The 11,792-nt window shown below is 61.4% G+C and carries 11 protein-coding genes; 1 reads left to right on the forward strand and 10 read right to left on the reverse strand.

The annotated features are described in order from the left end of the window. The first annotated feature begins 3 nt into the window (after positions 1-3). Positions 4-441 (forward strand): universal stress protein, encoded by a 438-nt coding sequence (locus tag NOX35_RS12080; RefSeq protein WP_182286902.1) that lies wholly within the window; start codon positions 4-6, stop codon positions 439-441. Positions 442-507: 66 nt separating this feature from the next. On the opposite strand, the gene NOX35_RS12085 is transcribed toward NOX35_RS12080, so the two are convergent. The 10 genes from NOX35_RS12085 to NOX35_RS12130 all read right to left on the reverse strand — a co-directional run bounded on the left by NOX35_RS12085 (position 508) and on the right by NOX35_RS12130 (position 11,651). Then, positions 508-1,065 carry a bacteriohemerythrin gene (locus tag NOX35_RS12085; RefSeq protein ID WP_232538218.1) on the reverse strand — a complete coding sequence of 186 codons (558 nt, stop codon included), beginning with the start codon at positions 1,063-1,065 and terminating at the stop codon, positions 508-510. A gap of 97 nt (positions 1,066-1,162) precedes the next feature. Beyond that, positions 1,163-2,146: a tripartite tricarboxylate transporter substrate binding protein gene (locus NOX35_RS12090; protein ID WP_256496730.1), complete on the reverse strand. Its 984-nt coding sequence runs from the start codon at positions 2,144-2,146 to the stop codon at positions 1,163-1,165. Positions 2,147-2,662: 516 nt separating this feature from the next. Further along, a complete protein-coding gene (locus tag NOX35_RS12095) occupies positions 2,663-3,427 on the reverse strand; it encodes an SDR family NAD(P)-dependent oxidoreductase (RefSeq protein ID WP_256496731.1) in 765 nt (254 codons plus the stop codon). Between the two features lie 93 nt (positions 3,428-3,520). Next, entirely contained in the window at positions 3,521-4,234 is a 714-nt protein-coding gene (locus NOX35_RS12100; RefSeq protein ID WP_182286905.1) for an ABC transporter ATP-binding protein, read from the reverse strand. Continuing rightward, positions 4,234-5,001, reverse strand: a complete 768-nt coding sequence (gene livG / locus NOX35_RS12105) for a high-affinity branched-chain amino acid ABC transporter ATP-binding protein LivG (protein WP_003079486.1) — start codon at positions 4,999-5,001, stop codon at positions 4,234-4,236. The genes NOX35_RS12100 and livG overlap by 1 nt, the downstream gene beginning before the upstream one ends. Positions 5,002-5,056: 55 nt before the next feature. Further along, on the reverse strand, positions 5,057-6,295 hold the full coding sequence (locus NOX35_RS12110) for a high-affinity branched-chain amino acid ABC transporter permease LivM (protein ID WP_182286906.1): 1,239 nt from the start codon (positions 6,293-6,295) through the stop codon (positions 5,057-5,059). Further along, a complete protein-coding gene (gene livH / locus NOX35_RS12115) occupies positions 6,295-7,218 on the reverse strand; it encodes a high-affinity branched-chain amino acid ABC transporter permease LivH (RefSeq protein WP_182286907.1) in 924 nt (307 codons plus the stop codon). The genes NOX35_RS12110 and livH overlap by 1 nt, the downstream gene beginning before the upstream one ends. A gap of 96 nt (positions 7,219-7,314) precedes the next feature. Then, positions 7,315-8,436 carry a branched-chain amino acid ABC transporter substrate-binding protein gene (locus tag NOX35_RS12120; protein WP_256496732.1) on the reverse strand — a complete coding sequence of 374 codons (1,122 nt, stop codon included), beginning with the start codon at positions 8,434-8,436 and terminating at the stop codon, positions 7,315-7,317. Positions 8,437-8,787: 351 nt separating this feature from the next. Continuing rightward, positions 8,788-9,450 (reverse strand): pseudouridine synthase, encoded by a 663-nt coding sequence (locus NOX35_RS12125; protein WP_256496733.1) that lies wholly within the window; start codon positions 9,448-9,450, stop codon positions 8,788-8,790. Between the two features lie 20 nt (positions 9,451-9,470). Next, positions 9,471-11,651 (reverse strand): PAS domain-containing sensor histidine kinase, encoded by a 2,181-nt coding sequence (locus tag NOX35_RS12130; protein ID WP_256496734.1) that lies wholly within the window; start codon positions 11,649-11,651, stop codon positions 9,471-9,473. Positions 11,652-11,792 lie beyond the last annotated feature (141 nt).

An 11,792-nucleotide genomic window follows, 5' to 3' on the forward strand; every position in this document is an offset into this window, starting at 1 on the left:
TCCATGTTCAATCACATTCTGGTTCCGGTCGACGGCTCCAAGCCATCCATGCTGGCGGCACGCAAGGCCGCCGAGCTCTCCAAGGTCTTCGGCTGCGCCGTGACGGCGGTGTATGTGGTCGATCCCTATCCTTTTACCGGCGTGGGCGCCGACTTTGCCTATGGCCAGTCACAGTATCTGAGCGCGGCCACCGCCGAGGCCAACACCGCCCTGGATGCGGTCAAGGCCATCATGGATGAGGCAGGCGTGCCCGTGAAGACCCTGGTGGGTGAGGGTCATGCAGTGCATGAAGGCATTGTGCGCACCATGGAAAGCGTGGGCGCAGACCTTGTCGTCATGGGCTCGCAGGGGCGTCGCGGCCTTGAGAAGCTGATGCTGGGCAGCGTCACGCAACGCGTGCTGGGCGCAGTCAAAATCCCGGTTCTTGTTGTGCGCGAGTAAGCGCAAGGCGGCTGCCCACGAAGCAACGGCTCCCCAAGGAGCCGTTTTGCTGGTGAATCAGAGTGCTCAGCGATTGAGCAGCCGGGCCAGCCAGCCCTTTTTCTTGCGCTGCAATTCCAGCTCCTGCAGCACTTCCGTTTTGAGCCGTTCTTTTTCTGCCGCGTGTCCGCTTTCTTTGGACATCATGCGTATATAGACCTTGGCCGAATCCACATAGCCATGGTCTTCGTTGCGGATGTGGTTGAACAGCCAGCGCGAGAGCATGCCGTGCAATTCGGCAGCCACATCCTCGCCCGCATCAAAGCGGGTCTGCATCTCGATCACGCGGCGCGTGAACAGCTCGTGCACTTTTTTGTGCGGCCCGGCGAACATGTAGCCAGCGCTTTCGATCAGGCTTTCCTCGAAGACGAAATGCGAGACGGTGTAGTCGATCATCTCGCCGATGACATCCCCCAGGCCCTCTCGGTCGGGCGAACTTCGCAGCTCGTAGAGCCGGTTGATGTAGTCGACGATGCGGCGGTGCTGCCGGTCGATCTCCGCAATCCCGGTGTCCAGCTCGGGGACCCAGACCAGCAATGCCATTGTGTTCTCCAGAAATTTGAGGATTTCCGAAGAAGTATTCACGAGCTTGTCATATGCCGCTTTGATGCAGATCAGTCCGATCCGCAGCCGGGCGTTGTAGGAGCGCGTGCTGGAATCCGCGCTCCGGCGCCCTTTGGCGTCACTCGATCTTGGCGCCCGAGGACTCGACGACCTGCTTGGACTGCCTGAAGTCGGCCTGGAACATCTTGTCGAAGCTGGCTGCGCTCATGGCTTGGGGCTCGGCGCCCTGGGTCAGAATGGCCTCGCGCACCTCGGGCATGGCCAGCAGCTTGTTGACTTCGACATTGACCTTGGTCACGATGGCTGTGGGTGTGCCCTTGGGCATGAACAGGCCGTACCAGGTGCTCACATCAAAGCCCTTGAGACCGGACTCGGCCAGTGTTGGGGTGTCTGGCAGCGAGGACGAGCGCTTTGCGGAGGTTACGGCGATGGCGCGCAGCTTGCCGGCCTTGATCTGGGCTATGGCCGAGGGTACGGAGGACACCAGCAGATCCACATTGCCGGCCAGTGCATCCATCATCGCGGGGTTGGAGCCTTTGTAGGGCACGTGGGTCAGATGAATGTCCGAAGCCTTTTCCAGCATCACGCCGGCCAGGTGGATGCTGGTGCCGTTGCCGGGCGAGCCGTAGGTGATCTTGGACGGGTTCTTCTTGGCTGCAGCCACCACGTCGGCCAGCGTCTTGTACGGCGAGTTGGCGGCCGTGGCAATCACGATGGGTGTGTAGGCCACATGAGCCACAGGGGTCAGATCCTTGCTGGGGTTCCAGGGCAGGTTCTTGTAGAGATAGGGGCCAAGGACCACATTGTCCTTCTGGCCCATGACCATGTCATAGCCCGTGGGGGCCGCCTTGACCGCTTCGGTGATGCCGATGGTGCCGCCTGCGCCAGCGCGGTTGTCGGGGACCACGGTCCACTTGCTGACTTCGGTGAGCTTGTTGGCAATCACGCGCGAGAGGATGTCGGTGCCGCCGCCAGGCGGGAAAGGCACGATCATGCGCACGGGCTTGTTGGGGTAGTCGGCAGCGGGGTCTTGTGCAGCGGCTGAAAAGCTCAGGCCCGTGCTTGCGATCACGGCTGTGCTGATGAGAATTTGGCGAATCATGAAAAAGAAGCTCCAGAGACGAACGGGGGAGCGCTGGCCCGCAAACAAGGGCGGCGCAGTCGCGGCTGGTACCTGAGCCTTGAGCTCGGAAGCCAGAGTCACGGAAGGTGGGCTTTTCGATGATCGGGGACGGTGGTTCCGCCATCAATGGGTATTTGTCTTTACCGGGGAGCGCGAGCCATGCCGTACGGACATGATCGCCATCCGCACGCGCTGCACGACAGGGTTGCTGCCGTTGCTAGCACGGGGGCAGCGTACCGATCGGGTGTCGCTGCCGATGTGGCCCACGGGTGCGGATTGTGGTTCTGCGCACAGCCTCAGAGGCTGCTGCAGACCAGTGGAAACATTCTGCCACGCATGAAAGACTTGCCAGGGCTTGGTTCGAGAATAGGCAGGGCCTGTTCCCAGATTTTTTGCCCGGTCCAGTCGTTCACGGCAGCAAGAGCTGCAGGCGCCTCTGGTTTGCATAAGGCGATTGCAGCCATGTTGTGGAGTCCAACTGCCCTAAATGTGATCTCAGGCCTGGCGTACGTCTGCAATCACCTGGTCGCCGAAGTCCGGTCGCTCCAGCCAGGCCAGCACGCGGGCTGCGGCGTCATCGGCCGAGCTCAGCTGCCCGTTGCTGTGCAGGCCTGCAAAACGGCCCACGTCGGGGAAGTCGCTTGAAGCTGCGCTGCGCAGTTGTACCTGCATATCGGTGTCGATGACGCCGGGTGCCAGAGACACAATGCGTGCGCCGTTGGGCTTGGCCGCCTCTTCCAGTGCCACACAGTTGCTGAACTGGTCCATGCCGGCCTTGGCCGTGCAGTAGCTGGCTTGCGAGGCCATGGCGCGGCGGCCCAGTCCCGAGGAGATATTGAGCACCTTGCGGGGGATCACCCAGCTTTCGGTCGTGCCGAGAAAGGCGCCGGTCAGGGCCATGGGCGCTTCAAGACCCACGCGCAGGGCATTGATCATGTCAGCGGCAGGCACCTGGGACAGCGGCGCAATCTGCGGCATGACGCCCGCATTGTTGATCAGGGTGATGCTGGTCCATTCACGGGGATCTAGCGTGCCCAGCCAGGTCGCCAGACGCTGCGCCGCCGCAGCGCTTTGTGCCAGGTCCTGCTCCCATTGCAATAGCTGTGCAGGCTTGCTGGCGCTGGAGGCGAGAGCGGTACTGGTCTTGCGGGCAATGCTCAGCAACTGACGGCCTTGTCGCAGCAGCTGCTGTCCCATGGACAGACCCATGCCGCGAGAGCCACCGGTCAGAATCGTTAAATGCTTTGTCATGCCGGGCATCTTACGGGTGATTGAAGACAGAAAAAGAGCAGACCCCGCAAGACTGGCGTCCGGCGGGGCCTGGCGATGACCTCAGATGAGGTCAGCGGGCTGTCAATGACCCAGATAGGCCTTGCGCACCTCGTCATTGCTCAGCAGATTGACACCGCTGTCCTCCAGCACCACCTTGCCGGTTTCCAGCACATAGCCTCGGTCGGCAATCTGCAGGGCGCGGTTGGCATTCTGCTCGACCAGGAACACCGTCACACCTGCTGCGCGGATGGTCTGAATGATCTCGAAGATCTGCGCAATGATGAGTGGCGCCAGGCCCAGTGTGGGCTCGTCCAGCAGCAGCAGGCGCGGCTTGCTCATCAGTGCGCGGCCTATGGCCAGCATCTGCTGCTCGCCGCCGGACATGGTACCCGCGCGTTGCGCCGCGCGTTCCTTCAAGCGAGGAAAGAGCTTGAACACATGTTCAACGCCGTCGGCGATCTCGGCCTTGTTCAGGAAAAAGCCGCCCATCTGCAGGTTCTCGGTCACCGTCAGGTCCTTGAAGACACGACGGCCTTCAGGTGAGACGGCAATGCCGCGGCGCATGATGTGATGAGTGGACATCTGGGTGATGTCCTCGCCCTCGAACAGAATGCGCCCGCTGCTGGCACGAGGGTTGCCGCACACCGTCATCAGAAGCGATGTCTTGCCCGCACCATTGCTGCCGATGAGTGTCACGATCTCGCCCTGATCGACATGCAGGCTGACATGATTGACCGCGCAGATCGCGCCGTAGTGGGTGGAGACCTGCTCCAGTTGCAACATATGCTGGCTCATCAGGCCTCTCCCAGATAGGCCTTGATGACCCGTTCATCATTGCGAATCGCCTCGGGCAGGCCCATGGCGATGGGCTTGCCGTATTCCATGACCAGAATGCGCTCGGACACTCCCATGACCAGGCCCATATCGTGCTCGATCAGCAGCACGGCCACGCCGTACTGTTTGCGCAGATCGTCGATCAGATGCTGCAGGTCTTTCTTCTCCTGCGGGTTCAGGCCGGCAGCGGGTTCGTCCAGCATCAGCACACGAGGCTTGGTGATCATGCAGCGCGCAATCTCCAGCCGGCGCTGGTGACCGTAGGCCAGATTGCCCGCCTCGCGGTTGGCAAACTGGCGCAGGCCCATGACGTCCAGCCATTGGAGCGCGTTGTCGATCTTTTCCTGTTCGGCACGGCGATAGCCTGGCGTGTTGAACAGGCCACCGAGCAGCGTCGCGCGCGACTGGCGGTGCTGTGCGACCAGCAGGTTTTCCAGCGCCGTCATGCTCTTGAACAGGCGCACGTTCTGGAATGTGCGCACCACGCCGTGGTTGGCGACCTGGTGGCTGCTGTGGCCTGCAATGCTCTGGCCGTCCAGAACGACCGAGCCGCCCGAAGGCTGGTAGAAACCGCTGATGCAGTTGAATACCGTGGTCTTGCCCGCGCCGTTGGGGCCGATGATGGCAAACACTTCCTGAGGGCGTACGTTAAAGCCCACGTTGTCCACGGCCAGCAGGCCGCCGAAGCGCATGCACAGGTCTTTGACTTCTAGCAAATACTCGCTCATGCGCTTGCCCTGCCTGTGGTTGTAGTTATTGAAATAATAGCGTTCAGGTGCTGCTTCATGACTTCACCTCCACTTGGTGTCGCTTCATGGGCAGCAGGCCCTGGGGGCGCCAGACCATCATCAAAATCATGACCAGGCCGAAGATCAGCATGCGGTATTCGGAGAACTCGCGTGCCAGTTCGGGCAGCACGGTCAGGATGATGGCAGCCACGATCACGCCCAGCTGAGAACCCATGCCGCCCAGCACCACGATGGCCAGAATCAGGGCCGACTCGATGAAGGTGAAGGACTCGGGATTGACGATGCCCTGGCGAGCGGCGAAGAAGGCGCCGCCGAAACCCGCGAACATTGCGCCCAGCGTGAAAGCCGAGAGCTTGATCTTCATGGGGTTGAGGCCCAGCGAACGGCAGGCGATTTCATCCTCGCGCAGTGCTTCCCAGGCGCGGCCTATGGGCATGCGGATCAGGCGGTTGCTGATGAACAGCGTCACCATGGCCAGCAGCAGGGCCATCAGATAGACGAAGATCACCATGTGCATGGAGTCGAACTCCAGACCGAAGAACTGATGAAAGGTCGTGCCATCCTCGGTCAGGGGCGAGCGGGTCATGGGCAGGCCCAGCACCGTAGGCTTGGGAATGCTGGAGATGCCGTCGGGACCGCCCGTGAAGCTGGTCAGATTGGTCAGCAGCAGGCGGATGATCTCACCGAAACCCAGCGTCACGATGGCCAGATAGTCACCGCGCAGGCGCAGCACGGGAAAGCCCAGCACAAAGCCGAACAGGGCCGAGGCAGCGCCGGCCAGCGGCAGCGCTTCCCAGAACGTCCAGCCAGCCCAGTGGAACAGCAGCGCATAGGTGTAGGCGCCCACGGCATAGAAGCCCACAAAGCCCAGGTCCAGCAGGCCGGCAAAGCCGACCACCACGTTCAGACCCAGGCCCAGCATGACGTAAATCATGGCCAGAGTCGCGATGTCGACGGCATTGCGGCCCGCGAAGAATGGCCAGGAGGCGGCCATCATCAGCACCACAAAGATGACGACGTTGCGTGTGCCGGACTTCATCTGCGGGACTGCCGGCAGATTGACCTTGGGCAGCTTGCCTGCGAGCAGGGGCTTGAGCATCTGCACGACGAAGATGGCAAGGCAAGCCCAGCCGGTCATGCTCCAGTCGGGAGTGATGATGGTGCGCACGCCGGCGCGTTCCAGGTGCAGGCTGAAGATGGGAGTGACGACGATGGCCGTCATCACGGTGGCGATCAGCGCATCGCGCAAAGCGGCAGAAAAGCTGTACTTCATCAGACTTTCTCCACTTCAGGTTTGCCCAGCAGGCCCGAGGGGCGGAACATCAGGATGGTCACCAGCAGGCCGAAAGCCACGATGTCCTTGTATTCCGACGAGATGTAGGCAGCAGCAAGGGTCTCGGCTACGCCCAGAATCACACCGCCCAGCATGGCGCCGGGGATGGAGCCTATGCCGCCCAGCACGGCGGCCGTAAAGGCCTTGATGCCGGCGAGGAAGCCGATGAAGGGATTGAGCTTGCCCACAGCCAGCGCAATCAGTACGCCGCCCACGGCGGCCAGCACGGCTCCCAGCACAAAGGTGAAGGAGATGACCTTGTTGGTATCTATGCCCAGCAGATTGGCCATGTGCATATCCTGAGCGCAGGCGCGCGAGGCACGGCCCATGCGCGAATGCTTGATGTACATGGTCAGCGCAATCATCAGCACCACGGTCACAGCGATGATGAGCACGCGGGTATAGGGGATGAAGACTTCGAAATTGCCCATGTGGAAATTGATGGCGCCCGGCAGCAGCGAGGGCACGGCCATATCGCGCGCGCCCTGGCCCAGAGCCACCCAGTTCTGCAGGAATATGGACATGCCGATGGCCGAGATCAGCGCTACCAGACGCGGGCTCTGGCGCACGGGCTTGTAGGCCACCTGTTCGACCACCAGGCCATAGACTCCGGTGACGAATACGGCCACCACCAGCATCAGGCCGATGATGGCCCATACGGGAAGGCCGCTTTGCGTGCCAATCGCCGAAAGCGTCACGAGGCCTATATAGGCCCCGATCATGTAGATGTCACCGTGTGCGAAATTGATCATGCCGATGATGCCGTAGACCATGGTGTAGCCAATGGCGATCAGGGCGTAAATGGCTCCGAGTGAGAGCCCGTTGAATAGCTGTTGTATCAGCTGGGGGAAAAAGTCTGACATGTAACGCCACCCTTGAAACAGGAAAAGGCCCGAGGGCCAGATAACAAACATCCGGAGACATGGCCCCTGCCATTGCCTCCGGAGAGAGTGGTGGAATTACTTGGCGAGCGATTTGCTGCCGTCCTTGTGCCACTGGAAGACCTGGAAATCGAAGGAGTTCAGGTCACCCTGCTTGTTCCAGGACACGGGGCCCAGCACGGTGTCCACGCCGGTGGTCTTGTGCATCCAGTCCGCCACCTTGGCGGGGTTGTCGCCAGCGGCCTTGATGGCGGCCAGCAGCGATTGAGTTGCGGCAAACGAGGTCAGCTGGAAGGCACCCGAAGCATTGCGCTTCTTGTCCTGGAAGGCCTTGACCACGGCAGCGTTCTTGGGGTTGGCGGCAAAGTCGGCGGGCAGGGTCACCAGCATGCCTTCGACGGCAGGGCCGGCAATGGCGTTGACTTCGGGGTTGCCCACGCCTTCAGGGCCCATCATCTTGACCTTCAGACCTTGCTCGGCAGCCTGACGCAGCAGCAGACCCATTTCGGGGTGGTAGCCGCCGTAATAGACAAAGTCCACGCCTGCGCCCTTGAGCTTGGTGATGACGGCGGAGTAGTCGCTGTCGCCTGCGTTGATGCCCTCAAACAGTGCCACGTCGATCTTGGCCTTCTTCAGGTCATCGCGCACGGAAGAGGCAATGCCCTGGCCGTAAGACTGCTTGTCGTGCAGCACGGCAACCTTTTTGGGCTTGAGCTTCTCGGCAATGAACTTGGCGGCTGCCGGGCCCTGCTGGTCGTCACGGCCAATGGTGCGGAAGATGAAGTGGTAGTTCTTGCCGTCGGTCAGAGCGGGCGAGGTGGCAGAAGGAGTGACGACCACCACGCCTTCGTTGTTGTAGATGGGCGCTGCGGCAATCGAGGCACCCGAGCAGACGGGGCCGACCACATAGCCGATCTTGCTGTTGACCACGCGGTTGGCAGCGACGGGGCCTTGCTTGGGTTCGCAGGCATCGTCCACGGGTACCAGCTCGATCTTCTTGCCATTGACACCGCCAGCGGCATTGGCCATTTCAACGGCGGTGGTGGCGCCTTCCTTGACCATGTCGCCGTACTGGGTCAGCGCACCGGTGGTCGGAATGACCAGGGCGATCTTGATTTGGGCATGCGCGGTAGACACCAAGGCGGCACCGGCCAGGCCCAGGGCGGCAACAACGGTTTGCATGCGGAACGGAATGCTCATGAGGACTTCCTTAATCTCGAGAGATGTTCGAAAAGCGCGATTGCTGCCATAGCAGTTCGCGCAAAGAAGCTCAGGTTAATCGAGTGGTCAACGAAGGCAACAGGGTATGCAGGGGCTGGTGCAGGCTTTCGGTTTTTGCTATGTCGTGCATAGCAGCTAGTACGCCAGGGCTATGGCGTGGCCTGCATTTGTGGTGTATATGCGCAGTCCATGCCTGAACTGTGCGACAAGTGTCTGCATCAGCGGTCTTTTTGTTCAGATTCCTGTCCTGCCTCAACGCAGTTCTGAAGGGTTTTCTGTTGCGGCGTGGCAACTTTGAGAGCTTGACGGATGCTGTCTATTTGAGGGGGATTAAAAAAGTGGATCGCTTCTTAGCTGCAGCAGTCCGCCGGTGACCGGGTGCACCAGCTCCAGTGCTGCCGCATGCAGCAACAGGCGTGGGCTGGCGCAGGCCACTGCTTCGCTGGCATATAGCGCATCGCCCAGCATGGGGTGGCCTATGGCCGCCATATGCAGGCGCAGTTGATGGGTGCGGCCCGTCAGCGGGCTCAGCAGAATCCGGGTGCGGGATATTCCTGGTTGAACGGTGTGCTCGATCACTCGCCACAGCGTCTGGCTGCTTTTACCGGTTTCGTGGCTGATGACACGCAGCGGCCGACGTTCCCAGTCGGCCGCAATCGGCAGGTCTATCAGTTGCCAGCCCCCGGCATCCGCTGCTTCGCTGTGCGCCTGCAACTCACCGGCCACTACGGCGATATAGCGCTTGTCGACCTTGCGTTCGGCAAAGGCCTGGCTGAGCTGGCGTTGGACGGCCGGATTGCGAGCCATGACGACCAGACCCGACGTGGCCTGATCGAGCCGGTGCACGACCAGCGCATCGCCGAAATGCTGATGGGCACGCAAGCTCAGGCAGTCTTGCTTGTCGGGGCCGCGACCGGGCACGCACAGCAGGCCCGAGGGCTTGTCAAGCACCAGCAGGTGCTCGTCTTCATACACACAGTTCAACGCACTCATTCAAACAGCTATCGATTGTTTCAGGGGTTGAGCAGTTCATGCACAGTGGCGCAGAACTCCTGCACATCGTTGGGCTTGTGGATCAAGGCCCTGGCTCCGGCTGCAATCGCCGCCTGCTCGATTTCGGCTGTCACATAGCCGGAGGCCAGTGCAACCGGCAGTTGAGGGTTGATCTGCAGAGTCTGCCTGAGAAGGTCCAGGCCGCTGAAGCCGGGCATGTTGTAGTCGGTGACTATGAGGTCAAAACGCTGTGGCTCCTCATGCAGGGCGGCCATGGCCTCATGAGGATCGGTAAAGCCCGAGACTTCATAGCCGCGACGGCGCAGCAGGCGCTGAAACAGAAAGACCAGAGCCTGATCGTCGTCCACATACATGACATGGCTGGCGCGCGTGGCCAGGACCGGTTCGGGCAGCGGGGCTTCGGGCTTGTCCATGCGCATGGGCGGCAGCGCACAGTGGCCGGAATTCGGGTCGCTGAGAGGAAAGTACAGCGTGAAGCAACTGCCCTGGCCCAGTTCGCTGTGCACATCGACAGCGCCGCCATGGGTGCGCATCACGCCATGTACGACCGAGAGGCCCAGGCCTGTGCCCTGGCCGACCGGTTTTGTGGTGAAAAAAGGCTCGAAGATGCGTCGCTGAGTCACGACGTCCATGCCGGGGCCGGAGTCCTGCACCATAAAGACCAGGTATTCGGCCACGGCCAGACCCAGGCGTTCGCATTGGTAGCTGTCGGGAGCAATGCGCATGGCCCGCATCTGGATGATGCCGCGATGACTGCCAATGGCCTGCATGGCGTTGTTGCAGAGATTGAACAGAGCCTGTTCCACCTGAGTGGGGTCTGCCAGCAGCGGCGGCAGATCGTTGGACTCCTGCACCTGCAGCTCTATGGAGGGAGGCAGAGTCACGCGCAGCAGGCGAGCCGTGTCGGACATGACTTCCTGCACCTGAACCGGACGGCGTTCGGGCAGGTCATTGCGGCTGAAGGTCAGAATCTGGCGCACCAGGTCGCGGGCCCGGCGACCGGCTTTTTCGATCTCGCGCAGGCTTTCCATGGCAGCCGGGTTGCCGCAGCTATCGGCCTTGGCCAGCTCCACATTACCCAGGATTGCACCCACGATGTTGTTGAAGTCGTGGGCAATCCCGCCGGCCATGGTGCCTACGGCCTGCATCTTGTGGGACTCGCGCAGCTGGGTTTCCAGCGCATTGCGCTGGGCTTCGGCGCGATTGCGGCTGGTCAGGTCGCGCGCAAAGATAGTGGTGGTGTCGCCGCTGCTGTGGTGCTCGAAGGAGACGCTGATTTCCATGGGAATCTCACGCCCCGACAGGGTCAGTCCCGTCATCTCGCCCAGCACGGCCTGTGTGGTCAGCGAGGAAAAAGCCAGTGCCCGGGCGGCATCGGGTAAAAAGCGCTCCAGCGGGCTGCCCAGGGCATCCTGAGGCGAGCACAGAAACAGGGCTGCCGCCGTGGGGTTGAAGACTGTGATGCGCTGATGCTGGTCGACGCAGATGATGGCGTCCAGCGCGGAGTTGATGACCGACTCCAGCCGTCTCTCGCTGGCATAAAGCTGCTGGTTGCGCTCTTGTAGCGCCTTGCGCTCGGCAAGCAGCGGGCCCTGATTGACAACGGCACACAAATACTGCCAGGTGGCCGGACCGTTTTGCTGGGGTACAACCACGCCGGCCACATGCAGGTCGCCGCAGAGCTCGAATTCTTCGGTGATCTGGAACAGAACCTCGTGTACCTCGGCGCGTCCCAGCGCTTTGGCCTGCTCGAAGGCCGTAGTCACGCGCTCTGCGTCGTTGGCATGCACAAAGGGCTTGAAGTTGATCAGCAACCGGTCTTTTTCGGTGGGCTGAAATGCGCGGTGAGCCATGGCATTGGCCTGGACCACCATATCGTATTCATCAACCACCAGCAGCGGCAGCGGAATGCTTGCAAACAGCGTTTCAAACCGCTCCGATGCGCTCTCGGCGACGGCCTGGCTGTAATTGAGCACCTCGTTTTGCAGCTCCAGCTCGTGCTGGTAGTTGCGCAATTCCGCCACCAGGGCCTGCAGCGGGTCTTCATCCTCCGGCACCAATGGCTGGATGTTGGCGCTCGGGCCCAGCGGGGCCGCTCCGGGGGCCAGCAGGGCATGCAGGGGCAGGCCGCCATCAATGACAGGCAGCAAGGGTGGGGGAGTGGGTTCAGAGGAGCTCATGAGACAGGCAGAAGACCTCTGCAGTGTAAGCCGGTCCCCGCACTTGACCTTGAAAAAGGCGGGCAGTCAACCGGTATTCAGGCAACTCGATGCTCGGTTTGGCGGCAGCAACGCAGAGTGCATTGATGTCGTGAATGCATT

The sequence above is a fragment of the Comamonas sp. C11 genome (assembly GCF_024496285.1).
Classification (GTDB): Bacteria; Pseudomonadota; Gammaproteobacteria; order Burkholderiales; family Burkholderiaceae_C; genus Comamonas; species Comamonas testosteroni_F.

What these genes read in the sequence shown, in the direction of transcription:
- livG (WP_003079486.1), bottom strand. Translation starts at nt 5,001, where the DNA reads ATGAGCGAGTATTTGCTAGAAGTCAAAGACCTGTGCATGCGCTTCGGC.
- NOX35_RS12100 (WP_182286905.1), bottom strand. Translation starts at nt 4,234, where the DNA reads ATGAGCCAGCATATGTTGCAACTGGAGCAGGTCTCCACCCACTACGGC.
- NOX35_RS12130 (WP_256496734.1), bottom strand. Translation starts at nt 11,651, where the DNA reads ATGAGCTCCTCTGAACCCACTCCCCCACCCTTGCTGCCTGTCATTGAT.
- NOX35_RS12090 (WP_256496730.1), bottom strand. Translation starts at nt 2,146, where the DNA reads ATGATTCGCCAAATTCTCATCAGCACAGCCGTGATCGCAAGCACGGGC.
- NOX35_RS12120 (WP_256496732.1), bottom strand. Translation starts at nt 8,436, where the DNA reads ATGAGCATTCCGTTCCGCATGCAAACCGTTGTTGCCGCCCTGGGCCTG.
- NOX35_RS12080 (WP_182286902.1), top strand. Translation starts at nt 4, where the DNA reads ATGTTCAATCACATTCTGGTTCCGGTCGACGGCTCCAAGCCATCCATG.
- NOX35_RS12125 (WP_256496733.1), bottom strand. Translation starts at nt 9,450, where the DNA reads ATGAGTGCGTTGAACTGTGTGTATGAAGACGAGCACCTGCTGGTGCTT.
- NOX35_RS12110 (WP_182286906.1), bottom strand. Translation starts at nt 6,295, where the DNA reads ATGAAGTACAGCTTTTCTGCCGCTTTGCGCGATGCGCTGATCGCCACC.
- NOX35_RS12095 (WP_256496731.1), bottom strand. Translation starts at nt 3,427, where the DNA reads ATGCCCGGCATGACAAAGCATTTAACGATTCTGACCGGTGGCTCTCGC.
- livH (WP_182286907.1), bottom strand. Translation starts at nt 7,218, where the DNA reads ATGTCAGACTTTTTCCCCCAGCTGATACAACAGCTATTCAACGGGCTC.